We start from the raw sequence: 26,689 nt of genomic DNA, 5'->3' as shown, positions 1-26,689 counted from the left end.
GAAAACGACTTGAACCATCTTGGGAAGGCAACACCACGGCATGGCCGAATTCATCTATTCGATGCGGAAGGTCCGCAAGGCGCACGGCGACAAGGTCATCCTTGACGACGTCAGTCTGAACTTCCTTCCAGGCGCGAAGATCGGCGTCGTTGGCCCGAACGGGGCTGGTAAGTCGAGCGTCTTGCGGATCATGGCCGGTCTCGACACCGCCAACAACGGCGACGCACTGCTACAACCCGGTGCGACGGTCGGCATTCTGCAGCAGGAGCCGCAGCTCGACGAGACCAAAACGGTCCGCGAGAACGTCGAGGACGGCGTGGCGATCAAGGGCAAGCTCAACCGCTACAACGAGGTCGCCGAGCTGATGGCCACCGACTACTCCGATGAGCTGATGGAGGAGATGGGCCAGCTCCAGGAGCAGCTCGACGCCGCCGATGCGTGGGACATCGATTCGCAGCTCGAACAGGCGATGGATGCCCTGCGCTGCCCGCCGGCCGACGAGCCCGTCACCCACCTGTCCGGTGGTGAAAAGCGGCGCGTCGCACTGTGCAAGCTGCTGCTGTCCAAGCCCGACCTGCTCCTGCTCGACGAGCCGACCAACCACCTCGACGCCGAGAGCGTGTTGTGGCTGGAACAGCATCTCGCCGAGTACAAGGGCGCGATCCTGGCCGTCACGCACGACCGCTACTTCCTGGACAACGTCGCGGAGTGGATTCTCGAGCTGGATCGGGGGCGTGCCTACCCGTACGAGGGCAACTACTCGACCTACCTGGAGAAGAAGGCCGAGCGCGTCGCCGTGCAGGGCCGCAAGGACGCCAAGCTGCAGAAGCGACTGCAGGAGGAACTGGCCTGGGTCCGGTCCGGTGCCAAGGCACGCCAAGCCAAGAGCAAGGCCCGGCTTGGGCGCTACGAAGAGATGGCCGCGGAGGCGGAAAAGACGCGCAAGCTCGACTTCGAGGAGATCCAGATCCCGACGGGACCGCGGTTGGGCAGCGTGGTTGTCGAGGTCGAGCATCTCGACAAGGGATTCGAGGGACGCACGCTCATCAAAGACCTGTCCTTCACCCTGCCACGCAACGGGATAGTCGGGGTCATCGGACCCAACGGTGTGGGTAAGACCACGTTGTTCAAGACCATCGTCGGTCTCGAGCAGCCCGACAGCGGCACCGTGAAGGTCGGCGAGACGGTCAAGCTGAGCTACGTCGACCAGAGCCGGGCGGGCATCGACCCGAAGAAGACGGTATGGGAAGTGGTGTCCGACAAGCTGGACTACATCGAGGTCGGGCAGAACGAGATCCCATCGAGGGCCTATGTCTCGGCGTTCGGGTTCAAGGGTCCGGATCAGCAGAAGCCGGCCGGCGTGCTGTCCGGTGGTGAACGCAACCGGCTCAATCTGGCGCTCACCCTCAAAGAGGGCGGCAACCTGATCCTGCTCGACGAGCCGACCAACGACCTGGACGTGGAGACGTTGTCGTCCCTGGAGAACGCGCTGGAGAACTTCCCGGGCTGTGCGGTGGTGATTTCGCACGACCGCTGGTTCCTCGACCGCACCTGCACGCACATCCTCGCGTGGGAGGGCGACGACGACCACGAGGCCAAATGGTTCTGGTTCGAGGGCAACTTCGCCGGCTATGAGGAGAACAAGGTGGAGCGGCTCGGTGTGGACGCGGCACGTCCGCACAGGGTGACCCACCGTCGCCTCACCCGAGACTAGTGTCCATCGTGCGGACCACTGCGTCGCCTGCTCATCGGGCTGGCGGCGACATCCAACGGCGGGCGGTCCGCGGGGACAGGCGAGGAGCGTGGCATGTCGGTGAATCCGGGAGCCGTCGGGAGACCAGCTGACCCTGGTTCCGGTGGCTCCGGAGCTGGAGCGCCTCAGGCGCTGAGCCCGGAGCAGATCGCGCGGCTTGCGCATGCCTATCTCGATACGTACCGCGGCCCACACGACGCACCTGCCGCCGACGCGTCGGTAACCCTGCCGGTGGACATGACGTCGCGGCAGATGATGGGTCCGGGTCTGGTGACCGCGCATCATCGACTGGGCCGGCTCCGGGCGGTCGGCGAGACCCGTGTCGCGGTGTACGGCGCCGACGATCCCGCAGGTTTCGGCCCGGCGATGCAGATCGTCACCGACTACACCCCGATGGTGATGGACTCGGTGACGGTACTGCTGCACCGGTACGGCGTGTCGTATTCGGCGATCATGAACCCCGTCTTTCGGGTGCGTCGCAGTCCCTCAGGCGAACTGCTGGACATGCGGCCGCCCGCCGATGTCGGAGCGTCCCGCGAAGGTGTCGACGAATGCTGGATCCACATCCAGCTCGCGCAGGCGACTGACAGCAAGGGGCTCGCGGAGGTCGCGCAGCAGCTGCCCGGTGTGCTGGCCGACGCGCGTCAGGTCGCGATCGACTCCACTGGGATGGCAGCCACATTGCGCGGGCTGTCCCAGGAACTCGACAACGATCCCGGAGGCCGTTTCTCCGGACGTGACCGCAAGGACGTCGCAGCGCTCCTGCGTTGGCTCGCCGACGGCCACTTCATACTGCTGGGGTACCAGCGCTGCGCGGTCAGCGACGGACGTTCTTCTGTCGACCTGGCCAGCCGGCTCGGCGTACTCCGGCTACGCCAGGACGTGCTGCCGCAGCTGACTCACAGCAGCGATCTGCTCGTGCTGGCTCAGGCCACGATCCCGAGCTATCTCCGCTACGGTGCGTATCCCTACATCGTCGTGGTGCGAGAACAATCGGGCGACGTGGCCATCGAACACCGCTTCGTCGGTCTGTTCACCGTCGCAGCCACCAATGCCAATGTGCTTGAAATACCGCTGATTTCAGGGCGCGTGCGAGAGGCCTTGGCGTTGGCGCAGCGCGATCCGAGCCATCCCGGGCAGTTGCTGCTCGACATCATCCAGACCATTCCGCGTTCGGAACTGTTCGCGCTGTCCGCCCAGGAACTTCTCGACATGGCCAAGGCGGTCGTCGACCTAGGCTCTCGACGGCGCACGTTGCTGTTCATGCGAGCTGATTCGCTCGCGCACTTCGTTTCGTGTCTTGTCTATCTGCCCCGTGATCGCTACACCACCGCCGTCCGGCTGGAGATGCAGGAGATCCTGGTCTCCGAACTCGGCGGGGTGAGCATCGAATACACGGCACGTGTCAGCGAATCACCCTGGGCAGTAGTGCATTTCACAGTACGTATGCCCGGCGGCTCGCGTCCGGCGAACCTCGACACATCGCTGAAGAACGAAACCCGTATCCAGCATCTGCTCACCGAAGCGGCCCGCACCTGGGGAGACCGGCTGACCGGTGCCGCCAAAAGCGGGTCCATCGAGCAGTCCAAGGCCGAGCACTACGCGACAGCCTTCACCGACTTCTACAAGGAAGCGGTCGAGCCGGCAGGCGCAATCAACGACATCGCCATCATTGAAGAGCTGCAGGATGATTCGATCAAGCCCGTCCTGGTCACCGCCAGCGACGGCATCGCGCAGCTAACCCTTTACCTGGGCGGACGCTCGGCCTCGCTGAGCGACCTACTGCCGATGCTGCAGTCGATGGGCGTCCTGGTACTCGAGGAACGGCCGTTTACGGTGACCCGGCCCGATGGGCTGCAGGTCTGGATTTATCAGTTCAAGATCTCACCCCACAAGTCGATCCCAGATGTGCCACCGGGTCCGGAACGCGAGGCCGCCGAGGCGCGTTTCGCCGATGCGGTGACCGCAATCTGGCACGGCCGCGCCGAGATCGATCGGTTCAACGAGCTCGTCCTGCGAGCCGGTCTCACCTGGCAGCAAGTCGCGGTTCTGCGCAGCTACGCGAAGTATCTGCGCCAGGCGGGGTTCCCGTACAGCCAGTCACATATCGAGACCGTGATCAACGACAATGCCGCAACGGCACGGTCATTGGTCGAATTGTTCGAGGCCTTGTTCTGGCCGACAACTCCGACCGGTGACGAACCGAGACGCCGTGACGCCCAGGCTGCCGCCGCGGCCGTCGCCGCCGACATCGACGCGCTGGTCAGCTTGGACACCGACCGCGTCCTGCGCGCATTCGCTTCGATGATTCAGGCGACGTTGCGCACCAACTATTTCGTCTCGCGGCAGGAGTCCGCTCGTGCGCAGAACGTTCTGTCCTTCAAGCTCAATCCCGGTCTGATCGAAGAACTTCCGCTGCCGCGGCCCCGATTCGAGATCTTCGTGTACTCACCTCGGGTCGAGGGTGTACACCTGCGATTCGGGCATGTCGCTCGCGGCGGCCTGCGCTGGTCGGACCGCAAGGAGGACTTCCGCACCGAGGTCCTCGGGCTCGTCAAGGCGCAGGCGGTGAAGAACGCCGTCATCGTGCCGGTCGGCGCGAAGGGCGGTTTCGTGGTGAAGAACCCGCCATCGCCGTCGGGCGATGCCGCAACCGACCGGGACGCTCAGCGCACCGAGGGCGTGGCCTGTTACCGGCTCTTCATCTCGGGGTTGCTCGACGTGACCGACAACGTCGACAAGGCGACCGGTGACGTGGTGACACCGCCCGACGTGGTCCGGCGCGACGGCGACGACGCGTACCTGGTGGTTGCGGCGGACAAGGGGACCGCGACATTCTCCGACATCGCCAACGAGGTGGCGCTGTCCTACGGCTTCTGGCTCGGCGACGCCTTCGCGTCAGGCGGATCGGTGGGCTACGACCACAAGGCGATGGGGATCACCGCCAAGGGTGCGTGGGAGTCCGTCAAACGCCACTTTCGGGAGATGGGCGTCGATACTCAGTCCGAGGACTTCACCGTCGTCGGTGTCGGGGACATGTCCGGCGACGTGTTCGGCAATGGGATGCTGCTGTCCAAGCACATTCGGCTGCTCGCGGCGTTCGACCACCGGCACATCTTCATCGATCCCGATCCCGAGGCGGCGACGTCGTGGGACGAGCGCAAGCGCCTCTTCGAACTTCCGCGGTCCAGCTGGGAGGACTACGACACCTCGCTGATCAGCGGGGGCGGCGGTGTCTACAGCAGGGAACAGAAGGCGATCCCGATCAGCGCGCAGGCCCGCGCCGCACTCGGAATCGAGGACGGTGTCGAGGAACTCACACCGCCCGCCCTGATGAAGGCAATCCTGAAGGCCCCGGCGGATCTGCTGTTCAACGGCGGTATCGGCACCTACATCAAGGCCGAGAGTGAGTCCGACGCCGACGTCGGTGACCGCGCCAACGATCCGGTGCGCGTCAACGGTAATCAGGTGCGCGCCAGGGTGGTCGGCGAAGGCGGAAACCTTGGCGTCACCTCGCTGGGGCGCGTCGAATTCGATCTTGCCGGTGGCCGGATCAACACCGACGCGCTGGACAACTCGGCGGGCGTTGATTGCTCAGACCACGAGGTCAACATCAAGATCCTGATTGATTCACTCGTCACCGCGGGCAAGGTCAGGCCCGAGGACCGCACCGAATTGCTGTTGTCGATGACCGACGAGGTCGGGCATCTGGTGCTCGAGGACAACGTCGATCAGAACGACCTGCTCGGCACAAGTCGCGCGAACGCGGCAAGCCTGCTGAACGTGCACGCGCGGATGATCAAGGATTTCGCCCAGGATCGCGGCTTGAACCGGGAACTCGAGGCGCTGCCGTCCGAGAAGGAGATCGGACGCCGCACCGAGATCGGAATCGGTTTGACCTCACCGGAACTCGCGACGCTGATGGCTCACGTCAAGCTCGCCCTCAAGGACGATGTGCTGGCCAGCGACCTGCCCGACCAGGAGGCGTTCGCGTCGCGACTGCCGACGTACTTCCCGGTCAGGCTTCGTGAACAATTCAGCACCGACATCCGCTCGCACCAGTTGCGCCGGGAAATCGTCACCACGATGCTGGTCAACGACCTCGTCGACACCGCAGGCATCAGCTACGCCTACCGTGTCACCGAGGACGTCGGTGTGGGGCCGGTGGACGCGGTCCGCAGCTACGCGGCGACCGACGCCATCTTCCGGATCGGAGAGGTGTTGCGCCAGATTCGCGCGGCTAGCGACAACGGGGTGTCGGTCGCCGTATCCGATCGGATGACGCTCGATCTGCGTCGGCTCATCGATCGTGCCGGACGCTGGCTGCTCAACTACCGGCCACAACCGCTTGCGGTCGGCGCCGAGACCAACCGGTTCGCAGCCAAGGTTGCCGCGCTGACGCCGCGTATGTCGGAGTGGCTACGTGGCGACGACAAGGCAATCGTCGCCAAGGAGGCCGGCGAGTTCGCCTCCCACGGCGTATCGGATGACTTGGCGTACATGGTCGCGACCGGGCTGTACCAGTACAGCCTGCTGGACGTCATCGACATCGCCGACATAGTGGACCGCGACACGGCCGAGGTCGCCGACACCTACTTTGCGCTGATGGATCACTTCAACACCGACAGCCTGCTTACCGCGGTGTCGCGCCTGGAGCGCGATGACCGCTGGCATTCGTTGGCGCGCCTGGCGATCCGCGACGACATCTATGGATCATTGCGGGCGCTGTGCTTCGACGTCCTCGCAGTTGGTGAGCCCGACGAGAACGGCGTCGAGAAGATCGCCGAGTGGGAGTTGACCAACAGCTCCCGAGTCGCCCGTGCGCGACGGACGCTCGCCGAGATCTACGAGGGCGGCGACCTGGATCTGGCCACCCTGTCGGTGGCGGCACGCCAGATTCGCAGCATGACACGGACCAGTGGAACGGGGACTTCTGGGTGACTGGCGATGAGCGTCAGCGAAGTGCGGCCAGCGCGGGCTTCGTTGCGCCGGTGCACGTCCGCTGGTCGGACATCGACATGTATCAGCACATCAACCACGCCACGATGGTCACCCTCCTCGAGGAAGCCCGGATCCCTTTTCTGCGTGAGCCGTTCGGCCCCGAAATCGAAACGATCGGGTTGCTCATCGCGGACGTGAACATCACCTATAAGGCGCAGTTGCGTCTCATCGACTCGCCGTTGCAGGTGACGATGTGGTCGAAGCGCGTGCGGTCCGTCGACTTCACCATCGGATACGAAGTGCGGTCGGTGGGTGCGCCACGCGAGTCAAAGCCCGCGGTGATCGCTGACACGCAACTGGCCGCAGTGCACATCAAGGAGCAACGACTGCACCGGCTTTCAGAGAGCCAACGCGCTTACCTGCAGCAGTGGACGAGATGACTGAACCTGAGCGCGGTATCTGGCTGAACGACTCCACAAATCGCGAAGACCTCGCAACATTCGTAGACCGGGCGTTGCGGTTGGACGACGCTGCGGTGATCCGGTTGCGCGAGCGCGGGGATGGCCAGCTCACGGCATGGGTGTCCACCGGGTTCGACGTGTTGGCCAGTCGTGTCGTGGGTGGGCGGGTCAAGCCCGTCGACCTGTCCGCGGGCGCCGATGCGCTGGCCACCGGGTTGACGGCCATGGATTCCAGCGGATACGTCGAGACCGGCTTCGCGATGGATTCGGCGTGGCGAGGCGCCCTGCCGCCCGAGTCGGGATTCGAGCACCTCGACGATGTGCCTGCCGGTGTCATGCTCGATCTGGCCCAGCGCGGAATCGCCCTCGCCAAAGAACATTCGAGCTCGCACGGCCCGCCGGCGTCGCTGCTGGACCAGGAGGTGGTAGCGGTCAGCGCCGGTGACGCCAGCGTCGGGATACCGATGCGATGTGTATTCGCCTTGACGGCAATGGGTTTCCTGCCGCAGTCCGGTGAAGCCGTCGGCGCCGACGAGATCGTTCGCGTGCGCGCTCTTCCGGCGTGGCTGCGTATCGACGCGCGCTTCGGCTCGGTCTACCGGCGGCGCGGTGACCCCGCCCTGGTGCTGCGGTAGGGACGTGTAGTCGCGAGAGTGCGTGTAGGGCTGTGATTTCAGGCCTTACCGCGACCCTCTGCGCAATCTTGGGCGATAGCCGCGACGGGCGAATGCCTCCGCGACACGGTGGACGATGTATCGCCTGCTGTGCTCGGCGACCACGTGGATGTCGATCCAGCCTTGGCGGTCGATGAGGTCAGCACGCCCGATGTCATGCACGTATTGCTTGCGGTCGGTGAGGTGTTGGCGGCCGTCGTAGTCGAGTCCGACCATGGGCTCGTCGTAGCCCATATCGATGAATGCCTGGCGGAAGCCGTCGGTGACCCGAATCTGCGTTCGTGGTCTGGGGAATCCGGCGTCGATCAGCTGCAGGCGCAACCAGGTTTCCCTGGGTGAGTGTCCGCCACCGTCCATCAAGTCGAGAGCGATGCTCGAACGAGGCAGTCCACGAGCCCTCGGATATCGCTCGGCCAACAGCAAGACATCTGCGGCTTTCACATCAGTGGCCCGTGCGAGCGCATCCAGGTGTATGACCGCCGCATCGCGAGGCAAGTGCCTGGCGAGGTCGAAGGCCGTCCGCTGAGGTGTTGTCACGAGAAGTCCGTCCCGTTCGACGACTTCGTCGGCTTCGATCCGTTCTCGTCGCACGACAATGCCTTTCGGTGCGCGAGGCATGGGTCCGATCATCTCGACGGGTGCGTCCGCGGCGATCCAGAGTGCGCCGTGGAGCGCAGCGGCGGCCCGGCCCGTGATCACGGCCGCGCCGCGCGACCATACCCACGCCCCGACTGTGTTGAGGTGAAGCGATGGTGCGAGCCCTTTCTCTGCATACACGTCGGGGAACATCGCGCGATAGTTCCACCTCAGCCTGCCGCGGGTCAGCTCACCGCTAGCCAGGGACTCACTGCCGATGAACACCTCGCGCATGCCGTGATGCTTGCGCTCGATGCCGACAATTACGGCTCGGATCGCCGTTATTGCGTACAGGGCTGTGGATAAGTGTGAAACCACAGCCCTAGGCGCACAATTGAGGCCGCACGCTCGCGCAAGGACTAGACCAGCCAGGCGGCGGCGTCCGGCGGCAGCTCGCCATCGACCAGTTCGGCGCTGGACAGGAGTACTTCGCCGTCGGGCAGCGCTATCGCGTCAGCACCCGCATTGAGCACGCACACCAATCCGCCGCTTCGCCGGAAAGCCAGCGTGTGGGCGGGGGAGTCGAGCCATTCGATGGTCGCGCCGTCGAATTCGCTTCGGTCACGACGCAATTCGATCGCCAGCCGGTAGAACTCGAGGGTCGAAGCCGGATCGCCGAGCTGCTTCTCCACCGTCAACGCCGCCCAGTCGGCGGGCAGCGGTAGCCAGGTGTCGGGATTGGCCGAGAAGCCGAACGGCGGCGCCTCGCCCTCCCACGGCACGGGAACCCGGCTGGCGTCACGTCCACGCCGGGTGTGCCCCGAGCGCTCCCACACCGGATCGCGCAGCGCTTCGTCCGGCAGATCGACGTTCGGCAGGCCCAGCTCTTCACCGTTGTAGATGAAGACCGCGCCGGGCAGTGCGAGCATCGCCAACGTCATCGCCCTTGCGCGATTCAGTCCGATGGCTCCGCCGCCGTAGCGAGTCGGCTCACGGTCGACGTCGTGATTGGCCAGCGTCCAGCTCGGTGTCGCATCCGCGATGTGCGCCGCGGTCATTGAGTTCTCGATCGCACCGCGGATGTCGGCGGCATCGAAATCGGCTCGCAGCAGCCGGAAGTTGAAGGCGAGATGCAACTCGTCGGGTCGCACGTAGGCGGCGAACTGATCGTTGTCGTATACCCACACCTCGCCGATCGCGACGGCGTGCTGATAGTCGTTGAACACGGTGCGAATCTGGCGATGAATGTCGTGCACGCCGTCGTTGTTGAAGCGCGGGTCGTCGTCCATATCGGCCAGCAACACCTCGGCCTCGATGACCTTCATATCCGGTAGCCCTGGAGGCTTGGCCATGCCGTGTGCAACGTCGATGCGGAACCCGTCGATGCCGCGTTCCAGCCAGAACCGCAGCGTCTTCTCGAGATCCTCGAAGACCTCGGGGTTGTCCCAATTCAGATCCGGCTGTTCGGCGTCGAAGATGTGCAGATACCACTGCCCGGGATTGCCGTCGGGCTCGACGACGCGCGTCCACGCGGGCCCGCCGAATATCGACACCCAGTTGTTCGGTGGATGCACGCCGCCGGGGCCGGTGCCGTCGCGGAAGATGTAGCGCTCACGCTGATCGCTGCCGGGGCCGGCGGCCAGGGCGGCCTGAAACCAGGGATGTGCCGAACTGGTGTGGTTGGGCACCAAGTCCATCGTCACCTTGATGCCTGCGTCGTGAGCGGCCTCCGTCAGCCGGTCCAGCGCATCGATGCCACCGAACATCGGGTCGACATCGCGGGGATCCGCCACGTCGTAGCCGTTGTCGGCCATCGGCGACACCATGACCGGGTTGAGCCAGATCGCGTCGACGCCGAGCGCCTTGAGGTAGTCGAGCTTGACGGTCACACCGTCGAGGTCGCCGAGACCGTCGCCGTTGTTGTCGAAGAACGACCGTGGATAGACCTGATAAAAGAGCGCGTGCGACCACCAGGGGGGTGTGTTTTCACTCATCGCCGCCAATGTACTGGCAGCGTCCCTTCACGACAGTCGAGGAAACGGCGCGTTCACCGCAGCGTGGCCTGCTCGTCAGAAGGGTGAGTTGACCATCGACTGCGCAGCCATTTCCAGGTAGGCCAACAGTTCGGCGCGGTGCTCGTCGTCAAGGGTCTGGGAGTCGATTTCCGCGACGGCGGTGTGCATACAGCGCAGCCACGCGTCGCGCTCGATGTAGCCGATCACAAACGGTGCGTGCCGCATGCGCAACCGGGGATGACCACGCTGGTCGGAGTAGGTCCTCGGCCCGCCCCAGTACTGCTCGAGGAACATCCGCAACCGCACCTCGGCGGCGTCGAGGTCGCCCTCGGGATACAGCGGAAGCAGGATCTCGTCCTCGCGCACCAATTGATAAAACCGCGACACGATGGCGTGGAACGTGTCATGGCCACCGACTTCGTCGTAGAACGACCGCTGGGGCTGTGTCACCCCACCATTGTGTCCTGTCGCCACAGCGGGCCGCCCGACCGGTGGCGTCACCCGATGTTCACGGGACTGACCAGCGAACACGGTCAGAATTGTCGTGCGTTTGACAGGAATCCGTGGTGAACTGTCGGTCGGAGGACGTATGGCGCATCGCAAGAAAGGCCCGTCCAGAAGGGCTGGCCAGCGGCTTCACGATGCCGCAGCGGGCTTATCCGGGCCCGCGGTACCGCACGCGCAGTCGCGTGTCCTGCACAGCGTCGAAACCCATCCTCCCAGTACGAACGAAGGCTCGCTGTGGGGCCGGCGGCGGGTGCTCCTGCTGAACTCCACGTACGAACCGTTGACCGCTCTGCCCATGCGGCGGGCGGTCATCATGCTGATGTGCGGAAAAGCTGACGTGGTCCACGACGACCCTGGCGGTCCGGTCATCCACTCCGCGACCCGCTCGATCGTGGTGCCGTCGGTGATTCGGCTGCGGGCATTCGTCCGGGTGCCTTACCGTGCGCGCATCCCGATGACCAGGGCAGCGCTGATGCACCGTGACCGGTTTCGCTGCGCCTACTGCGGAGGCAAGGCCGACACGGTCGACCACGTCGTGCCACGCAGTCGCGGCGGCGACCATTCGTGGGAGAACTGTGTGGCGGCGTGCTCGACGTGCAACCACCGCAAGGCCGACCGTTTGCTCGCGGAATTGGGCTGGGCGCTGCGCTCGGTGCCGGTGCCGCCGAAGGGGCAGCATTGGCGACTGCTGTCGAGCGTGAAAGAACTCGACCCGGCGTGGGTGCGGTATCTGGGTGAGGGCGCAGCCTGACCCGTAGCTGATACGGTTTGCGCGTGAGCACTGCACTTACTCATTCCCTCCTCGGAGGGGTTCCGCTGGCCGTGCTGTTGGTGTTGATGTTCTTGATCTACGTCGTCGGCCCCAAGCGCAGGAACCCGCACCCGGAGACGTACAAGTTGTCCGAGAAGTGGACGGGCGAGCCGATCCTTTGGGCGGCCGACGAGCCCGCCGATCACGGTCATGGCGGCCATGGCCACCCCGTCACGGTAGGAGGCGGCGCAAGTGGCAAGTGGTGAAGTCGCAACGACCACATCTACTGAACTGGCAGAACTGCCGCGCGGCTGGGTCGTCACGAACAGCGGCCGGATCTCCGGGGTCACCGAACCCGGTGAGTTGTCGCTGCACTATCCGTTCCCGGTCAATGAACTCGTCTTCCTCGATGACGCGATGAAATACGGCTCGCGTGCGGCCAAGGCCCGCTTCGCGGTGTTCATCGGCGACCTCGGTGACGACACCGCGGCGACCGCCCGCCAGATTCTGGCGAAGGTGCCAACCCCCGACAATGCGGTCCTGCTGGCGGTGTCGCCGAACCAGCGCGCGATCGAGGTGGTCTACGGCAGCGACGTCAGTGGCCGCGGTATCGAAGAGTCCGCACCCAAGGGTGTGGCGGCGGGCGCCGAGTTGTTCTCCGACGGCAAACTCATCCCAGGCCTGATCAAGGCCGTGCAGGTCATGAGTGAGGGTGTCTCACCCCGCTGACGCCTCCAGCTGTAGCAGCGCCGCACGAATTTCGACGTAGCGCTGTAGGAACTTGCGTTCGTCGAGACGTTTGCGCCGCATCCATCCGGTGACCTCGTCGTTGCATTTGCTGGTGTTGCACTTCGCGCATGCGGGCACGACGTTGTCGACGGTGTACCGCCCGCCTCGCGAGATCGCCATGACGCAGTCGCGCTGCAGCGCACCGTCGGTCGCGCCGCAGTAGGCGCAGCCGTCCCAGGCGTTTTTGAGTGCCGCCCACTGCTCGGCAGTCAGGTCATGCTCGACGGCGTCCATCCGCCGTTTCCGCTTGCGGGCAGCGCGTGCCCGTCGACTCCGATTGACCGCCATCGGAAAAGTGTGCCGCGCGAACGTGCGCAAACTCCGGCAGGGATGCGGCGTGTCGCCCGCAAACACGCACACTCGCGGGGAGAACAGGAAGTCAGCTAGCGTCGAATTCCCTTGCGCGCAGGGCACGCTCCACCCCGGCGCGTCCCTCGAGCACCAGTCGACGCAGCGACGGCGGCACGTCCGGGTCGGAAAGGAACTCATCGGCCGCGTCCAGGCCCGCCTGGCTGATGTCCCACGACGGATACAGCCCGACGACGACGGTCTGCGCGACCTCACTCGACCGTCGTTGCCAGACACCGGAGATGGCGCCGAAGTACTTGTCCCGGAACGGCTTCAACAGCTCGTCCTGGCCTGGGCGCACGAAGCCGACGATGATCGACCGTGCGGTGACGTTGGCCAGGGTGTCATCCTCGATGACCTCCTGCCAGTCCGCCTGCTTGACCGCCAACTGCGGGCGCGCCGCTGCGGCCTGCGCGGCGTGGCGCCCACCTGCCGCAGTCGGGTCACGTTCGGCCTCAGCATCGATGAACGGTGACTCTGGACCATCCGCGTCGATGACGCCCGCAGTCGCCAGTGCGGTGACGATGCGCCAGCGCAGGTCGGTGTCGATCACCAGACCGGGCATGTTCACCGCCGCGGGTTCGTTGTCCAGCAGCGTCGACAGCACAGCGATGTGGTTTCCCGACAGCACCGAGGCACACAACGCGTTGACGAACACCAATTGGTGATCTGAGCCCGGTGCCGACTCGCGTGCCAGGTCCAGCAGCGCATCTCCGAATGCCGGCCAGCCGTTCTCGGCCGCCCACGCGGGGTCGGCGTAGGAGCCAAGCGCGGTCTGCGCCTGCAACAGCAGACGCTGTGCCACCCCCACTTCGGATTCGGCATGCACACCGCTGATGACCAACGCGACGAAATCGCGGGCCTTGAGTTCGGCGTCGCGAGTCATCTCCCAGGCCGCCGACCACGCCAGGGTGCGGGGGAGCGGATCGGCGATGTCCGCGATCCGGGTGAGCGCCGTCTGCAGCGACTGGGGATCAAGGCGCAGCGAGCAGTACGTCAGGTCGTCGTCGTTGACCAGGATGAGTTTGCCGCGCGAAACTCCCTGCAGCGCAGGAACTTCGGTAGCCTCACCCTCGATGTCGAGCTCCTCGCGGTGCGTGCGCACCAGCTTGCCGCTGCCGTCGTCGTCGTAGATTCCGACCGCGAGCCGGTGCACCCGGGTCTCCCCGGCGCCTGGGTGTGCCCCGCTCTGGGCGATCGCGAACCGGGTGAACCGGCCGTCGGCATCGAGGTCGAATTCGGGGCGCAGCGTGTTGAGTCCGGTGGTCTTGAGCCACTGCCTGCCCCACCCCGACAGATCGCGACCGGAGGCCTTCTCCAGCGCGCCGAGCAGATCGCCGAACGTCGCATTCCCGAAAGCGTGGTCGCGGAAGTAATCCCGCAGCCCGGACAAGAACTCTTCGAGCCCGACGTAGGCGACGAGCTGCTTGAGCACACTGGCGCCCTTGGCGTAGGTGATGCCGTCGAAGTTCACCTCGACGGCATGCAGATCCGGGATGTCGGCGGCCACCGGATGGGTCGACGGCAACTGGTCCTGCCGGTACGCCCAGGACTTCTCGACGTTCGCGAACGTCGTCCATGCCTGCGTGTATTCGGTGGCTTCGGCCTGGCACAGCACAGAGGCGAACGTGGCGAAGGACTCGTTGAGCCACAGGTCGTCCCACCACTGCATCGTGACGAGGTCGCCGAACCACATGTGCGCCATCTCGTGCAGCACGGTCTCCGCGCGCCGCTCGTAGGACGCGCGCGTCACCTTGCTGCGAAAGACGTAGTCCTCCAGGAACGTCACGGCGCCCGCGTTCTCCATCGCACCCGCGTTGAACTCCGGAACGAACAGCTGGTCGTACTTACCGAAGGCGTACGGCACGCCGAAGTTCTTGTGGTAGAAGCCGAATCCTTGCTTCGTCTCGGTGAACAGCCGGTCAGCGTCCATGAACTCCGACAGCGATTTGCGGCAGAACAGGCCCAGCGCAATGTCGCCGTGTTCGTCGCTGTAGGAGTCGTCCCACCGGGCGTACGGGCCGGCGATCAGCGCCACCAGGTAGGTGCTCATCTTCGGCGTGACGACAAAGGTGTGCCGCTTGGCTGCCCCCGCGTCCTCGACGCCGGATGTGGCGCCGTTGGAGATGACCTCCCAGTGCGACGGCGCCGTGACGGTGATCTCGAAGGTCGCCTTGAGGTCGGGCTGGTCGAAGCATGCGAACATCCGCTTGGCATCGGCGGTTTCGAATTGTGAGTACAGGTAGACCTCGTCGTCGACCGGGTCGACGAACCGGTGCAGCCCTTCGCCGGTGTTGGAGTAGGTGCAATCGGCGTCGACGACGAGGACGTTGCGATCGGCCAATCCCGACAGCGGAATGCCGGTGGACTCGTCGTAACCCGACACGTCGATGTCGCGGCCGTTGAGCACGGCGCTACGGACGCGGTCGGCGGCGATGTCGATGTAGGTATCGGCGCCGGCGATTGCCGCGAATTCGACCGTCGTGACCGATCGAAACGTGTGCTCGCCGGGCTTGCCGTCGCCGCCGGTCAGGTCGAGTTCGATGCGATAGTTGTCGACGGTGACCAGCGCGGCGCGTTCGACGGCTTGGTCGCGGGTCAGATTGGGAAGGGCCACCCGTCCAACTTAGTGGCCCGGCCCGCGGTGAGCGCGCCCGCTACAGCCCAGGTATCCCGAGCCCGTTGAGCGCACCCAGTCCGTTGAGCCCGTTGAGTCCGTTGAGCCCACCCAAGCTGTCCAGGATCGTGCCATTGCCGATCGAGGTCATCGCCTGCGGGCAGTACATCGATATGGCGATGCCCGTGAAGAACGCGGCCATGTCCGGGCTGATGCCATTGTTGGAGACCTGCGAGTAGATGCTCGCGACGTTCTTACCCGGTTCGACGAGCATCGGGCAGATCGACCTACCGAGTTGTTCGGTGCTTGCCGCATCGCCGTAGCCGATGCCTGCGGTGTTCAACGCGTCGAGGAAGTTGGTGTCGATGGGGTCGGCGGATGCCGGTGCCGCGAGGCTGAATGCCGTCGCGACGCCGACCACTGTCATGGCGATCGTGCGTTTCGCTTTAATCACAGGTGAAACACTGATTGACAACAGTCACATCGGCAACACAGTCATGTAACTCTTTGCACACTATGCGTGTCCTGTGCGCCGCTACCTCGTACTACGTGGCAGCGGGAACACGCTCGGGGGGTACAAGGTTGTCTGAAAGGACGTTTGACTCCACCCGCCCGAAAGGATCCCATGCCTGAGAAGTCTGTCGCCGGTTTCTGGTTCGACCCGCTGTGCCCGTGGTGCTGGATCACGTCCCGTTGGATCCTCGAGGTCGAGAAGGTGCGCGATATCGAGGTGCAGTGGCACGTGATGAGCCTGGCGGTGCTCAACGAGAACAAAGAAGACCTTCCCGAGCAATACCGCGAGGGCCTCAAGCAGGCATGGAAGCCGGTCCGCGTCGCGATCGCCGCCGAGCAGGCGAAGGGCAGCGAGATTCTGGCGCCGCTGTACACCGCGATGGGCACACGCATCCACAACCAGGAGAACAAAGACTTCGACGTCGTCATCAAGGAATCGCTCGAGGAGGTCGGGTTGCCGGCCGAGCTGGCCGAGGCGGCCAACACCGACAAGTACGACGAGGCGCTGCGCAAGAGCCACCACGAGGGGATGGACGCTGTCGGCGACGACGTCGGCACGCCGACGATTCACGTCAACGGAGTCGCCTTCTTCGGCCCGGTGCTGTCGCAGATCCCGCGCGGCGAAGAAGCAGGCAAGCTGTGGGACGCCTCGGTGACGTTCGCGTCGTATCCGCACTTCTGGGAGCTCAAGCGCAGCCGCACGGAGGCGCCGACTTTCGACTGACCGCTCGCGGCGAATTCGACTGACTTGGTCGACTGCGCAATGACCGGTCACAACGCTCTGCCAGAATGACCGCCATGCGCGTCTATCTGGGAGCCGACCATGCGGGCTTCGAGTTCAAGCAGCGGATCATCGAGCACCTCGCAGCCAATGGGCACGAGCCCGTCGACTGCGGGGCGTACAGCTACGACGCTGAGGACGACTACCCCGCGTTCTGCATTGCAGCAGCGGCGAAGACGGTCGCCGACCCGGACAGCCTCGGCATCGTGCTGGGCGGATCCGGCAACGGTGAGCAGATTGCCGCGAACAAGGTGCCCGGTGTGCGCTGTGCGCTGGGGTGGAGCGTCGAGACGGCGAAGCTTGCGCGTGAACACAACAACGCGCAGGTGATCGGTATCGGCGGGCGCATGCACACCGAGGAAGAGATGCTCGCCATCGTCGATGCATTCATCGCCACACCGTGGTCGAAAGCCGAACGGCACCAACGTCGTATCGACATCCTTTCCGAGTACGAGCGCACGCACGTCGCGCCGCCCGTGCCCGGCGCGCCGAGCTAGGGGATGCCCGAAGGCCACACCCTGCACCGGTTGGCGCGGTTGCATCAGCGCCGCTTCGGCCGCGCGCCGGTCATGGTGTCCAGCCCGCAGGGCCGTTTCGGTGACGGGGCGGCGGCTGTCAACGGGCGGACGCTGAAGAAGGCGAGCGCCTGGGGTAAGCATCTGTTCCACCACTACGACGGTGGCCGCGTGGTGCACATTCACCTCGGGTTGTACGGCACCTTCACCGAAGTCGCGCTTCCCATGCCGCTGCCCGTCGGTCAGGTACGGATGCGGATGATCGGCACCGAGTACGGGACCGATCTGCGCGGGCCAACGGTATGTGAAGTGATTTCCGAGCCGGAGATCGTCGACATCGTGGCGCGCCTCGGCCCCGACCCGTTGCGGCGTGACGCCGATGGAGCTGCGGCATGGGCCCGAATTCGCAAGTCTCGCAGGCCTGTCGGTGCGCTATTGATGGACCAGTCGGTGATCGCCGGGGTGGGCAATGTGTACCGCAGCGAGCTGTTGTACCGACACCTCATCGACCCGTACCGGCCGGGTACCCACATCGATGAGGCCGAATTCGACGCGATGTGGACAGATCTCGTGGAGTTGATGAAGGTCGGTGTTCGCCGGGGCAAGATCATCGCGATCCGTCGCGAGGACGACCATGGCTTACCGTCGTATGGGCCGAACCGTCCGCGCACCTACGTGTATCGGCGCGCGGGTGAGCCATGTCGGGTGTGCGGCACCGAGGTCCGTACCGCCGAGCTGGAGGGCCGCAACCTGTTCTGGTGCCCGACCTGCCAGAGGTGAATTGACTCTGCGTGCGGGGCCGCCGAGTCAACGCCGTGCGGCTCAGAAGCCGCCGAAGTCGCCACCGAAGTCGCCGCCGCCGCCCCAATCGCCGCCGCCCCAGCCGCCGTCTCCGCCGCCGTAGTCGCCCCCGCCGCCGTCGCCGCCGTAATCACCGCCGCCATCGCCGCCGGCGTCGCCCGCGCCTTGGTCGTAACCCTGCGCGAAGCCCTGCTCGTATCCGCTGCCGGCCATGCCCGAGAACAGTGCGCTGAACAAGAACATCGATCCCACACCCCACGCTCCGGCGACCAGTGCCGGCTTCCACCACGGCTCCGAGTACCAACCCGCGGGCACCGGCCGTCCGGCGACCCGGCCGCCGGGGTAGTAGTTCGGGGTGCGCTCCGAAGGACCGGGGGATGCCTCGATCTCACGACCCTCGAAGTCGACCTTCCGGTCTTCGGTCACCATGCCCGCCGTGCGCTGACCTGCCAGGGTCTCCAATTCCGGTCCCGGATCCATGCCCATCGCTACGCGGGCGGCCCGCGTGTAATACAGCCCTTCGAGGGCGCTCTCCTTGGCGAGTAGCGCCTGCTTGGCGGTGGTGGCCTGCTCGATCTGCGAACCCGCCGCGGTGTATCGCTCCGACGCGTCGGCGAGAGCTTGCTTGGAAGCCTCGTCGCTGCCGGTCAGGTTGATCACCTGACCGCCGAGACGTTCGATCACACGACGCGCGTCGGCCTTCGCGTCATCCAGTGAGGCGGCGTTGCGCCGATCGGAGGCCTTCATTGCCCCGTACACGACGACGCCGAGAGCTACGACAACCAGGACAACGAGGACGAGCAGTACGCCGTTCATGGCGTCCAGCGTACCGACAGGAAACGGTCAGGATCGGGGCGCGAACACCGTCCGGTTACGCCCACAGCGGAGATCTACAACGCGAGAGCCCTTCGGAGGTGCCAGGCGCTGTCGCCCTCCTCATCCCGGTCGGGATGGCTGAAGTACTCGTTGTGCGCTGAGCCCGACCGCAACCGTTCGGGCTCGTTGCCGGTCACCGGGATGTCTCGAATGCCGGCCCCGAATAGCGGAGCCAACTCGCCGCCGAACCAATCGCCGCGTCGGCTGCCGCGAGTCATCGGAAACCAGAGGTTCGTCCACTGAGTGACGCTGAACGGAGATTCGGGCTTGTCGTTCTCGGGCGGACATCCCACCAGTACGCCGCGACGCAGCAGCCCTTCGAACATCTCGTGCCGCAGCGCACCGTCGGACGTCTTGAGTCCGCTGGACAACGGCGGCCGAGTCAACAACAGGTCGGCGAGGGTCAATGGCGCACCCACCGTGATGAAATCGGTTATTTTCCACCGCTTTTTGGCCCACAACACCATCAGCGCGTCGTAGGCGATATAGGCGCCGACGCCGTGGGCGACCACGACGATTCGGGTGTACTCGTCGTCGTACAAGTCGTCGAGCAGGTTGACCAGGCCCGCGCGGATGGCTCGTCGTGCGGCATACGAGGGCGGAGACGGATCCAGGTAACGCGCCGAGTCGACAAGCGGAGCCGTCTTCTTGTTGACCAATAGCCTCGCCAGCATGCGGTAGAGGCCGAACCAGAAGATCAGCACGACCGCGCTGATGGTCAACCCGATGATCCAGGCAGGCACATCCGAATTGAGCGCATACCCCGCGACGAACAGGACGGGGATGACCATCAGCGCTGCCAGTACCGAGATCCACATGAGCCGCCAGACCCCGAGGAGGGCGTCGGGGACGTTGGCAGGCCGACGCAGGAAGAGCCGCAGTGCGGTGGGCGCAACCCCTGCGTACTTGCCTGTGGTCATCAGGAAGGGCCAGTGGTACTCGTAGAAGTCCGCCTCAGGGGCGGCCAAGCGGCGTGCTTCGTAGTAGTCGGTGATCACGGTCGGCCGCGCGGAGTAGTCCCATTTCCCGTTGCATGGATGCAGCGCCGACTTCACGAAGCCCTCGAATGTCTCCATCGGACGCTTCTCGCCCATCCCGTGCACGACCACCACCGCCGTGCGGACCGCCGCCGGTTCCTCCGCTGCCATATCGCCCTTCCGGACTGTCGCGTCGCGAGGGAAGTCCGCGATTCGATGCATTCTCGACCATGAGTCACGGCGTGCGATAGCCCCGCTTGAGGGTGTCGCCGATTATGGGCTGCCGTGAGTCACTGCTGAAAGTCGATGACCAAGCGAGGTGGGCCGTCGAGTACGAGGACTCGGAACGGAACTGTGTCCCGCAGACCGACCACCCAGGTCAGCACCGCCTCGAAATCGCCAGCCGACTTCACTTCGGTTACCTGCGTGGTGCTGGCGGCAATCGTTGACGGGCCGAAGTAGGTGCGTGTGTCGCCACCCCATCCGGCACCGGTCGCCGGGTGGAGTGAGACCTGTACCACCGCGCTCGCCCCGGGTAGCGGGATCTCCGCCCCTGACGCGTCGGCGCGCGCAGGCAGCGACTGGTAGCCGACGGTGTAACCCGGGACCCGGTCCGCGAACTCAAGCACTACCCTGTCGAACCCGTCATTGCCGGCCAGTCGCACCTCAACCAGATGCGCGGTGTCACCGGATCGGACCTCGCGCACTTCTGCAGTAGAGACACCGCCGGATGGCGGAGTAGTGGCGACGGCGCTGGACTCCTCCGATGGCGGCGGCCGTTGGACGTCTGAGGACTGGGCGGCGCAACCCGGCAGCATCATCAATGCCGCAATGGCGGCGACACAACAGCGGCGCACAATGCCGAATCGTAGTTGCGTCCATGGAACGGACCGATACCGGACCGCCGACCTGGACAGGAGTGGGCGGCGCGATGCCGACATTGCTGGCAGTTTGCTGAAAGTCGCCTGGAGACTTGCTTAAACCCCCTGTGAGCAGGGAATTATCAAAGTCGGTAACGTTGAATTGAGTGTGCAGGAATCACGCCCGAACGCTAGTCTTAAGGCCCTGAACTCCATCATGAGGACCACCGTCCTCCCTAACAAAAGGGGAATGCTGATGGCTGGTTGTGCCAAGGCTCTCACTCGCAATTCGAAGAAGCTGGGCCTGGTCGGCTTGGGCTCATTCGCCGTCGCCGCGGCCACAATCGGTCTCGGTAGCGGCACCGCCAGCGCCGACGTCGACGAAATCAGCCCCAGCCCCGTCGTGACCGCCTCGCAGACGCAGAACGCCGTCATCCGCATCAATGACTACGGTGTGGCGAGCAGCATCGCCGAGACTCGCCTCGCCGATGCCGGCGTCGTCAGCGCGCAGGGTGAGGTCCGCGATACCGTCCGCGCCGTGGTCGGGAGCACCGCGTCCGCGTACGAAGGGGAGTACCCGGTGGGCCCGCCCATCAGCGACTGGTGATCTGATCTGAGTCTTCTGCTGCCGCCTCCGGATTCACCGGGGGCGGCAGTGTTGTGTGGACGTGTGGGCGAGCGGGGCCGCGGCCCACCGAGCCCGCCGCGATAGCACCCACAGCGGCGGGTCCTATCAGGGCAGGGGCCTGAGAGCGGGCGACGGGAATCGAACCCGCGTAGCTAGTTTGGAAGACTAGGGCTCTACCATTGAGCTACGCCCGCGTGTGTTGCACCAGCAGACTGTACCGGCGCCCACGGAATCATCCAATTAAAGGCGGCGCGCGTCCAGGCCGTAGTATCTCGCGTGGTCGTTCTGTGTTTTGAGGGCGGCCGCGACGGCGCGGGGTGTAGCGCAGCTTGGTAGCGCATCCGCTTTGGGAGCGGAAGGCCGCAGGTTCAAATCCTGTCACCCCGACTCCACCCGCACGAAGACCAGAACCACCCAGAATTACGAGGAGCACGAGAGTGAAGAGCACCGTCGAGAAGTTGAGCCCGACCAGGGTTCGCATCAACGTGGAGGTGCCCTTCACAGAACTCGAACCCGAATTCGACAAGGCTTTCAAGCAGTTGGCCAGCCAGGTCCGGCTGCCCGGCTTCCGGCCCGGCAAGGCGCCGCGCAAGCTCCTCGAGGCCCGCTTCGGGCGCGAGGCCATGCTGGACCAGGTCGTCAGTGATGCCGTGCCGGGCCGGTACAGCGAGGCGGTGACGACCTCCGATCTGCGACCCATCGGCCAGCCCGAGATCGAGGTCACCAAGAAGGAGTACGGCGAGGACCTGGAGTTCACCGCCGAGGTCGACATCCGTCCCGAGCTCGAACTCCCGGACCTCGACGCACTGGAGCTCACCGTCGACGCCATCGAAGTGACCGACGAAGAGGTCGACACCGAGCTGCAGAACCTGCGCGCGCGCTTCGGCACGCTGACCGGTGTGGACCGCGCCGCCGAAGACGGCGACTTCGTCTCCATCGACCTGTCGGCGACCGTCGACGGCGAGGATCTGCCGGAGGCCAAGACCGAGGGTTTGTCCCACGAGATCGGCTCCGGCCAGCTGATCGAAGGCCTTGACGAGGCGATCATCGGGCTCAAGGAGGGGGAGACCCGCGTCTTCACCACCAAGCTCGCCGCCGGAACGCATGCCGGTGAGGACGCCCAGGTGACCGTCACGGTCAAGTCGGTCAAGGAGCGCGAGCTGCCTGAGCCCGACGACGAATTCGCCCAACTTGCAAGCGAATTCGACACCATCGACGAGCTCAAGAACAGCCTTACCGAGCAGCTGAGTACGCGCAAGCGCGTCCAGCAGGCCGAACTGATCCGCGACAAGGTGCTCGAGACGCTGCTCGAGCAGGTCGACGTGCCGCTCCCCGAGAACGTCGTGCAGGGGCAGGTGGACGAGGCGCTGCACAATGCGATCCACGGGCTTGACCACGACGAGGCTCGGTTCGCCGAGGCACTCGAAGCCCAGGGCAGCAGCCGCGAGCAGTTCGACACCGAGAACCGCACCAACGCGGAAAAGGCGGTCAGCACCCAGCTCCTGGTGGACGCGATCGCCGACAAGCTCGACGTCCAGGTCGGTCAGCAGGACATCACCCAGCGGCTGATGTTGATGTCGCAGCAGTACGGTATGGAGCCGCAACAGCTACTGGCCGCTCTGCAGGAGAACAACCAGTTGGCGGCGCTGTTCGCCGACGTGCGCCGCGGGCTCGCCGTCGCGCACATCGTGGAGGGTGCCACCGTCACCGATTCGAACGGTGAGGTGGTGGACACCTCGGAGTTCTTCTCCCGGGGTGGCGATGCCGACGTACCGGAAGCACCCGAAACTCCAGCCGAAGAAGAAGTCGCAGAAGAAGCTCCAGCCGACACACAAGACGAGGAAACTGCCGACACCAAGTGACGCTGTGAGCGAACGCGGCCTGTCTAGGGAGTGCACGCTGCTGCAGGTTGGTTAGTGTCGGTGAGTGGTAGGACTTGAAAGAAAGCAGGTATTCAGTCGTGACTGACATGCGTGGTGCATCGCCCGGTCTCAACCTCGTCGACTCTGTCTACGAGCGGTTGCTGTCCGAGCGCATCATCTTCCTGGGATCACAGGTCGACGACGACATCGCCAACAGGCTGTGCGCGCAGATTCTGCTGTTGTCCGCCGAAGATCCCACCAAGGACATCCACCTCTACATCAACTCGCCCGGCGGATCGATCAGCGCGGGCATGGCGATCTACGACACCATGGTCCTCGCACCGTGCGATGTCGCCACCTACGCGATGGGCATGGCCGCATCGATGGGTGAGTTCCTGCTCGCAGCGGGCACCAAGGGCAAGCGCTACGCGCTCCCGCACGCCCGGATCCTGATGCACCAGCCACTCGGCGGTATCACCGGTGGCGCTGCGGACATCGCGATCCAGGCCGAGCAGTTCGCGGTCATCAAGAAGGAGATGTTCCGGTTGAACGCCGAGTTCACCGGGCAGACCCTCGAGCGGATCGAGGCGGACTCCGACCGCGACCGGTGGTTCACCGCCCCGGAGGCGCTCGAATACGGCTTCGTCGACCACATCATCACCAGCGCCAATATCAATGGCACCGGCCCGACCGCAGGACTAGACAAATGACCGACCGCACCCATCTCCAGGCTGACCCCCGCCTCCAGCCCCACGGCGGTGCCGTGATCCAGCCCCAGGCCCGCTACATCCTGCCGTCGTTCATCGAGCATTCGAGCTTCGGCGTCAAGGAGTCCAACCCGTACAACAAGCTGTTCGAGGAGCGCATCATCTTCCTCGGCGTGCAGGTCGACGACGCGTCGGCGAACGACATCATGGCCCAGCTGCTGGTGCTCGAGTCGCTTGATCCCGACCGCGACATCACCATGTACATCAACTCGCCGGGTGGCTCGTTCACGTCGCTGATGGCGATCTACGACACCATGCAGTACGTGCGGGCTGACATCCAGACCGTCTGCCTCGGCCAGGCCGCATCGGCGGCCGCTGTGCTGCTCGCCGCGGGAAGCCCCGGTAAGCGCCTCGCGCTGCCCAACGCCCGGATCCTGATCCACCAACCCGCGCTGTCCGGCGTCATCCAGGGCCAATTCTCCGATCTGGAGATCCAGGCCAAGGAGATCGAGCGGATGCGCACGTTGATGGAGACCACCCTGGCCCACCACACCGGCAAGGACGCTGCGCAGATCCGCAAGGACACCGACCGCGACAAGATCCTGACGGCCGCGGAGGCCAAGGAGTACGGCGTGATCGACACCGTCCTTGAGTACCGCAAGCTCTCCGCGCAGACCTCCTGAGCTAAGCGGTTGCCGTACGTCCCCGGTGGGTAATGCCGCCGAACCGCGCGTCGGGGTCCATCCCGCGTGGCAAGCTGTCGACACCGTGCAGACGGGCACGGCAGCAGGGGAGGGGCACGATCGTGGGGCTACGACTTCGCGCGGCGATGCTGGCGCTGATCGGTTCGGCGGCGGCCGGTGTATTGGTGCAGTTCGGATCACCCGCGGTCAGCAGCGCCCAACCGCCACCACCACCGCCATGCCCTTACGGGATGTACTGGGACGTGTACACGGTCACGTGCGTGCCTGTCGACCCGACCGTCTACGTGAACCCCCCCAACCCGGTTGTCGGGCCCGTCGGACCAATCGGCGTCGGGGGCGTGGTGGGTCCGGTCGGAGTGGGTCCGGTGGGTCCTGGCCCCGTGGGTCCAGGTCCGGTAGGCCCAGGGCCGGTCGGACCGGGTCGCCGATAGTCTCGGTCGTCTGCCGTAAGCAGAACGCGCGGTTGCAGGTAACTGCTCAGCGACGGGTACTTTGGTTGCGGACGGCTCCCGAAGAGGTAACGGCGGCGACACGCCAGGCCGCGCCAGCGCGTTCGGAGGGGTTGCGGGGTGGTTTAGGCGATATGTTCTGCCCACACAAATGAATACCAAACACGCGATTCGGCTTTATCGGTCGCCTCGCGCTGGAACAAGCGGGTAGCGTCGGGTCTAACACCCAGTGGGATCTCGTAGCGAACCGATTCAATACCGTTTGCGAACAAGGAAAGTAGGACCTCACCACATGGCGCGCATTGGAGACGGCGGTGACCTGCTGAAGTGCTCGTTCTGCGGAAAGAGTCAAAAGCAGGTCAAGAAGCTCATTGCGGGCCCTGGCGTATATATCTGCGATGAATGCATAGATCTTTGCAACGAGATCATCGAAGAGGAACTCGCCGACGCCGACGACGTAAAACTCGACGAGCTGCCAAAGCCGGCGGAGATTCGCGAGTTTCTCGAGGGATATGTCATCGGTCAGGACACCGCGAAGCGCACGTTGGCCGTCGCCGTCTACAACCACTACAAGCGCATCCAGGCCGGCGAGAAAATGCGGGATTCGCGCGCCGAGCCGGTTGAGCTGTCCAAGTCCAACATCCTGATGCTCGGCCCCACCGGCTGCGGCAAGACCTACCTCGCGCAGACGCTGGCGAAGATGCTGAACGTGCCGTTCGCCATCGCCGACGCCACCGCGCTGACGGAGGCCGGCTACGTCGGCGAGGACGTCGAGAACATTCTGCTCAAGCTGATCCAGGCCGCGGACTATGACGTCAAGCGCGCCGAGACCGGCATCATCTACATCGACGAGGTCGACAAGATCGCCCGTAAGAGCGAGAACCCGTCGATCACCCGCGACGTGTCCGGCGAGGGTGTGCAGCAGGCACTGCTGAAGATCCTCGAGGGCACCCAGGCTTCCGTGCCTCCGCAGGGCGGCCGCAAGCATCCGCATCAGGAGTTCATCCAGATCGACACCACCAACGTGCTGTTCATCGTGGCTGGTGCGTTCGCAGGTCTGGAGAAGATCGTCTCCGACCGCGTCGGCAAGCGCGGTCTCGGTTTCGGCGCCGAGGTGCACTCCAAGGCCGAGATCGATACCCAGGACCACTTCGCCGAGGTCATGCCCGAGGATCTGATCAAGTTCGGCCTGATCCCGGAGTTCATCGGCCGGTTGCCGGTCGTCGCCTCGGTGACGAACCTCGACAAGGAATCGCTCGTCACGATCCTGTCGGAGCCGAAGAACGCTCTGGTCAAGCAGTACACGCGGTTGTTCGAGATGGACGGCGTCGAGTTGGAGTTCGACGAGGCCGCGCTCGAGTCCATCGCCGATCAGGCGATCCACCGCGGCACGGGCGCTCGTGGCCTGCGCGCCATCATGGAAGAGGTCCTGCTGCCGGTGATGTACGACATCCCCAGCCGCGACGACGTCGCCAAGGTGGTCGTCACCAAGGAGACCGTCGAAGACAACGTGCTGCCGACGATCGTTCCGCGTAAGCCCCCACGCAACGAGCGTCGCGAGAAGAGCGCCTAGTTCTCAGCCCG

The 26,689-nt window shown here is 65.0% G+C and carries 25 protein-coding genes and 2 tRNA genes; 17 read left to right on the top strand and 10 right to left on the bottom strand.

Translation table 11 applies throughout. The features are described 5' to 3' along the window. The first annotated feature begins 40 nt into the window (after positions 1–40). The 4 genes from ettA to CSQ99_RS23605 all read left to right on the top strand — a co-directional run bounded on the left by ettA (position 41) and on the right by CSQ99_RS23605 (position 7,790). Positions 41–1,714: an energy-dependent translational throttle protein EttA gene (gene ettA / locus CSQ99_RS23620; protein ID WP_099041430.1), complete on the top strand. Its 1,674-nt coding sequence runs from the start codon at positions 41–43 to the stop codon at positions 1,712–1,714. Positions 1,715–1,807: 93 nt separating this feature from the next. Continuing rightward, the gene (locus CSQ99_RS23615) at positions 1,808–6,694 is read left to right on the top strand and encodes an NAD-glutamate dehydrogenase (RefSeq protein WP_176561183.1); all 4,887 of its coding nucleotides are present in this window, start codon (positions 1,808–1,810) and stop codon (positions 6,692–6,694) included. After that, positions 6,691–7,134, top strand: coding sequence for an acyl-CoA thioesterase (locus CSQ99_RS23610; protein WP_141562723.1), 444 nt, complete (start codon positions 6,691–6,693; stop codon positions 7,132–7,134). Before CSQ99_RS23615 ends, CSQ99_RS23610 begins: the two co-directional genes overlap by 4 nt. Further along, positions 7,131–7,790, top strand: coding sequence for a DUF8185 domain-containing protein (locus CSQ99_RS23605; RefSeq protein ID WP_176561182.1), 660 nt, complete (start codon positions 7,131–7,133; stop codon positions 7,788–7,790). The genes CSQ99_RS23610 and CSQ99_RS23605 overlap by 4 nt, the downstream gene beginning before the upstream one ends. 45 nt (positions 7,791–7,835) lie before the next feature. Here CSQ99_RS23605 and CSQ99_RS23600 read toward each other — a convergent pair whose 3' ends face one another. From CSQ99_RS23600 to CSQ99_RS23590, 3 genes are all read right to left on the bottom strand, one after another. After that, the gene (locus tag CSQ99_RS23600) at positions 7,836–8,699 is read right to left on the bottom strand and encodes a hypothetical protein (RefSeq protein ID WP_099041428.1); all 864 of its coding nucleotides are present in this window, start codon (positions 8,697–8,699) and stop codon (positions 7,836–7,838) included. Positions 8,700–8,824: 125 nt separating this feature from the next. Continuing rightward, entirely contained in the window at positions 8,825–10,399 is a 1,575-nt protein-coding gene (locus CSQ99_RS23595; RefSeq protein WP_099041427.1) for a glycoside hydrolase family 13 protein, read from the bottom strand. Between the two features lie 75 nt (positions 10,400–10,474). After that, a complete protein-coding gene (locus CSQ99_RS23590; protein ID WP_099041426.1) occupies positions 10,475–10,870 on the bottom strand; it encodes a globin in 396 nt (131 codons plus the stop codon). A gap of 139 nt (positions 10,871–11,009) precedes the next feature. Here CSQ99_RS23590 and CSQ99_RS23585 point away from each other — a divergent pair, with 139 nt between their 5' ends. Genes CSQ99_RS23585 through CSQ99_RS23575 form a run of 3 tightly spaced genes read left to right on the top strand, consistent with a single transcriptional unit; the run spans position 11,010 to position 12,407 of the window. After that, positions 11,010–11,678, top strand: coding sequence for an HNH endonuclease (locus tag CSQ99_RS23585; protein ID WP_099041425.1), 669 nt, complete (start codon positions 11,010–11,012; stop codon positions 11,676–11,678). A 23-nt stretch (positions 11,679–11,701) separates the two neighbouring features. After that, a complete protein-coding gene (ctaJ, locus tag CSQ99_RS23580; RefSeq protein WP_099041424.1) occupies positions 11,702–11,944 on the top strand; it encodes an aa3-type cytochrome oxidase subunit CtaJ in 243 nt (80 codons plus the stop codon). After that, positions 11,931–12,407 carry a DUF5130 domain-containing protein gene (locus tag CSQ99_RS23575; protein WP_099041423.1) on the top strand — a complete coding sequence of 159 codons (477 nt, stop codon included), beginning with the start codon at positions 11,931–11,933 and terminating at the stop codon, positions 12,405–12,407. Before ctaJ ends, CSQ99_RS23575 begins: the two co-directional genes overlap by 14 nt. Here the strand turns inward: CSQ99_RS23575 and CSQ99_RS23570 are convergent. The 3 genes from CSQ99_RS23570 to CSQ99_RS23560 all read right to left on the bottom strand — a co-directional run bounded on the left by CSQ99_RS23570 (position 12,396) and on the right by CSQ99_RS23560 (position 15,859). Continuing rightward, positions 12,396–12,755 (bottom strand): HNH endonuclease, encoded by a 360-nt coding sequence (locus CSQ99_RS23570; protein ID WP_099041438.1) that lies wholly within the window; start codon positions 12,753–12,755, stop codon positions 12,396–12,398. The genes CSQ99_RS23575 and CSQ99_RS23570 overlap by 12 nt on opposite strands. 91 nt (positions 12,756–12,846) lie before the next feature. Beyond that, positions 12,847–15,432 carry an aminopeptidase N gene (gene pepN, locus CSQ99_RS23565; protein WP_099041422.1) on the bottom strand — a complete coding sequence of 862 codons (2,586 nt, stop codon included), beginning with the start codon at positions 15,430–15,432 and terminating at the stop codon, positions 12,847–12,849. A gap of 40 nt (positions 15,433–15,472) precedes the next feature. Continuing rightward, entirely contained in the window at positions 15,473–15,859 is a 387-nt protein-coding gene (locus tag CSQ99_RS23560; RefSeq protein WP_099041421.1) for a DUF732 domain-containing protein, read from the bottom strand. Positions 15,860–16,057: 198 nt separating this feature from the next. On the opposite strand from CSQ99_RS23560, the gene CSQ99_RS23555 reads away from it, so the two are divergent. The 3 genes from CSQ99_RS23555 to CSQ99_RS23545 all read left to right on the top strand — a co-directional run bounded on the left by CSQ99_RS23555 (position 16,058) and on the right by CSQ99_RS23545 (position 18,021). Beyond that, positions 16,058–16,669, top strand: a complete 612-nt coding sequence (locus CSQ99_RS23555) for a mycothiol-dependent nitroreductase Rv2466c family protein (RefSeq protein WP_099041420.1) — start codon at positions 16,058–16,060, stop codon at positions 16,667–16,669. A 74-nt stretch (positions 16,670–16,743) separates the two neighbouring features. Then, positions 16,744–17,223, top strand: a complete 480-nt coding sequence (locus tag CSQ99_RS23550) for a ribose-5-phosphate isomerase (RefSeq protein ID WP_218014611.1) — start codon at positions 16,744–16,746, stop codon at positions 17,221–17,223. Positions 17,224–17,226: 3 nt separating this feature from the next. Further along, positions 17,227–18,021: an Fpg/Nei family DNA glycosylase gene (locus CSQ99_RS23545; RefSeq protein ID WP_099041418.1), complete on the top strand. Its 795-nt coding sequence runs from the start codon at positions 17,227–17,229 to the stop codon at positions 18,019–18,021. A gap of 42 nt (positions 18,022–18,063) precedes the next feature. Here the strand turns inward: CSQ99_RS23545 and CSQ99_RS23540 are convergent, their stop codons facing one another. From CSQ99_RS23540 to CSQ99_RS23530, 3 genes are all read right to left on the bottom strand, one after another. Then, positions 18,064–18,858: a hypothetical protein gene (locus tag CSQ99_RS23540; protein ID WP_099041417.1), complete on the bottom strand. Its 795-nt coding sequence runs from the start codon at positions 18,856–18,858 to the stop codon at positions 18,064–18,066. A gap of 74 nt (positions 18,859–18,932) precedes the next feature. Beyond that, complete coding sequence (locus CSQ99_RS23535) at positions 18,933–20,066, bottom strand: hypothetical protein (protein WP_099041437.1); 1,134 nt, start codon at positions 20,064–20,066, stop codon at positions 18,933–18,935. Positions 20,067–20,185: 119 nt separating this feature from the next. Further along, positions 20,186–20,752, bottom strand: coding sequence for an AMIN-like domain-containing (lipo)protein (locus CSQ99_RS23530; RefSeq protein ID WP_141562722.1), 567 nt, complete (start codon positions 20,750–20,752; stop codon positions 20,186–20,188). Between the two features lie 259 nt (positions 20,753–21,011). Here CSQ99_RS23530 and CSQ99_RS23525 point away from each other — a divergent pair, with 259 nt between their 5' ends. After that, on the top strand, positions 21,012–21,362 hold the full coding sequence (locus CSQ99_RS23525) for a hypothetical protein (RefSeq protein ID WP_099041436.1): 351 nt from the start codon (positions 21,012–21,014) through the stop codon (positions 21,360–21,362). A 144-nt stretch (positions 21,363–21,506) separates the two neighbouring features. On the opposite strand, the gene CSQ99_RS23520 is transcribed toward CSQ99_RS23525, so the two are convergent. After that, positions 21,507–21,577: transfer RNA gene (locus tag CSQ99_RS23520), tRNA-Gly, on the bottom strand. A 119-nt stretch (positions 21,578–21,696) separates the two neighbouring features. Here CSQ99_RS23520 and CSQ99_RS23515 point away from each other — a divergent pair. From CSQ99_RS23515 to clpX, 6 genes are all read left to right on the top strand, one after another. Then, positions 21,697–21,770, top strand: a tRNA-Pro gene (locus tag CSQ99_RS23515). A 50-nt stretch (positions 21,771–21,820) separates the two neighbouring features. Next, positions 21,821–23,245 (top strand): trigger factor, encoded by a 1,425-nt coding sequence (gene tig / locus CSQ99_RS23510; RefSeq protein WP_099041415.1) that lies wholly within the window; start codon positions 21,821–21,823, stop codon positions 23,243–23,245. Positions 23,246–23,352: 107 nt separating this feature from the next. Next, entirely contained in the window at positions 23,353–23,955 is a 603-nt protein-coding gene (locus tag CSQ99_RS23505) for an ATP-dependent Clp protease proteolytic subunit (RefSeq protein WP_176561186.1), read from the top strand. Then, complete coding sequence (locus CSQ99_RS23500; RefSeq protein ID WP_099041413.1) at positions 23,952–24,635, top strand: ATP-dependent Clp protease proteolytic subunit; 684 nt, start codon at positions 23,952–23,954, stop codon at positions 24,633–24,635. Before CSQ99_RS23505 ends, CSQ99_RS23500 begins: the two co-directional genes overlap by 4 nt. A gap of 146 nt (positions 24,636–24,781) precedes the next feature. Then, a complete protein-coding gene (locus tag CSQ99_RS30800) occupies positions 24,782–25,087 on the top strand; it encodes a hypothetical protein (RefSeq protein ID WP_176561185.1) in 306 nt (101 codons plus the stop codon). Between the two features lie 310 nt (positions 25,088–25,397). Beyond that, complete coding sequence (gene clpX / locus CSQ99_RS23495) at positions 25,398–26,678, top strand: ATP-dependent Clp protease ATP-binding subunit ClpX (protein ID WP_099041412.1); 1,281 nt, start codon at positions 25,398–25,400, stop codon at positions 26,676–26,678. Positions 26,679–26,689 lie beyond the last annotated feature (11 nt).

Source organism: Mycobacterium neglectum, assembly GCF_002591975.1.
Lineage (GTDB): Bacteria > Actinomycetota > Actinomycetes > Mycobacteriales > Mycobacteriaceae > Mycobacterium > Mycobacterium neglectum.
The sequence above is the reverse complement of the archived record's forward strand: the minus strand, read 5'-3'. Positions and strand labels throughout refer to the sequence as shown.

What these genes read in the sequence shown, in the direction of transcription:
- CSQ99_RS23595 (WP_099041427.1), bottom strand. Translation starts at nt 10,399, where the DNA reads ATGAGTGAAAACACACCCCCCTGGTGGTCGCACGCGCTCTTTTATCAG.
- CSQ99_RS23555 (WP_099041420.1), top strand. Translation starts at nt 16,058, where the DNA reads ATGCCTGAGAAGTCTGTCGCCGGTTTCTGGTTCGACCCGCTGTGCCCG.
- CSQ99_RS23585 (WP_099041425.1), top strand. Translation starts at nt 11,010, where the DNA reads ATGGCGCATCGCAAGAAAGGCCCGTCCAGAAGGGCTGGCCAGCGGCTT.
- clpX (WP_099041412.1), top strand. Translation starts at nt 25,398, where the DNA reads ATGGCGCGCATTGGAGACGGCGGTGACCTGCTGAAGTGCTCGTTCTGC.
- CSQ99_RS23550 (WP_218014611.1), top strand. Translation starts at nt 16,744, where the DNA reads ATGCGCGTCTATCTGGGAGCCGACCATGCGGGCTTCGAGTTCAAGCAG.
- CSQ99_RS23540 (WP_099041417.1), bottom strand. Translation starts at nt 18,858, where the DNA reads ATGAACGGCGTACTGCTCGTCCTCGTTGTCCTGGTTGTCGTAGCTCTC.
- CSQ99_RS23605 (WP_176561182.1), top strand. Translation starts at nt 7,131, where the DNA reads ATGACTGAACCTGAGCGCGGTATCTGGCTGAACGACTCCACAAATCGC.
- CSQ99_RS23600 (WP_099041428.1), bottom strand. Translation starts at nt 8,699, where the DNA reads ATGCGCGAGGTGTTCATCGGCAGTGAGTCCCTGGCTAGCGGTGAGCTG.
- CSQ99_RS23535 (WP_099041437.1), bottom strand. Translation starts at nt 20,066, where the DNA reads ATGGCAGCGGAGGAACCGGCGGCGGTCCGCACGGCGGTGGTGGTCGTG.
- CSQ99_RS23500 (WP_099041413.1), top strand. Translation starts at nt 23,952, where the DNA reads ATGACCGACCGCACCCATCTCCAGGCTGACCCCCGCCTCCAGCCCCAC.
- CSQ99_RS30800 (WP_176561185.1), top strand. Translation starts at nt 24,782, where the DNA reads ATGCTGGCGCTGATCGGTTCGGCGGCGGCCGGTGTATTGGTGCAGTTC.
- ettA (WP_099041430.1), top strand. Translation starts at nt 41, where the DNA reads ATGGCCGAATTCATCTATTCGATGCGGAAGGTCCGCAAGGCGCACGGC.
- CSQ99_RS23560 (WP_099041421.1), bottom strand. Translation starts at nt 15,859, where the DNA reads ATGACAGTGGTCGGCGTCGCGACGGCATTCAGCCTCGCGGCACCGGCA.
- CSQ99_RS23570 (WP_099041438.1), bottom strand. Translation starts at nt 12,755, where the DNA reads ATGGCGGTCAATCGGAGTCGACGGGCACGCGCTGCCCGCAAGCGGAAA.
- CSQ99_RS23525 (WP_099041436.1), top strand. Translation starts at nt 21,012, where the DNA reads ATGGCTGGTTGTGCCAAGGCTCTCACTCGCAATTCGAAGAAGCTGGGC.
- CSQ99_RS23505 (WP_176561186.1), top strand. Translation starts at nt 23,353, where the DNA reads ATGCGTGGTGCATCGCCCGGTCTCAACCTCGTCGACTCTGTCTACGAG.
- CSQ99_RS23545 (WP_099041418.1), top strand. Translation starts at nt 17,227, where the DNA reads ATGCCCGAAGGCCACACCCTGCACCGGTTGGCGCGGTTGCATCAGCGC.
- CSQ99_RS23615 (WP_176561183.1), top strand. Translation starts at nt 1,808, where the DNA reads ATGTCGGTGAATCCGGGAGCCGTCGGGAGACCAGCTGACCCTGGTTCC.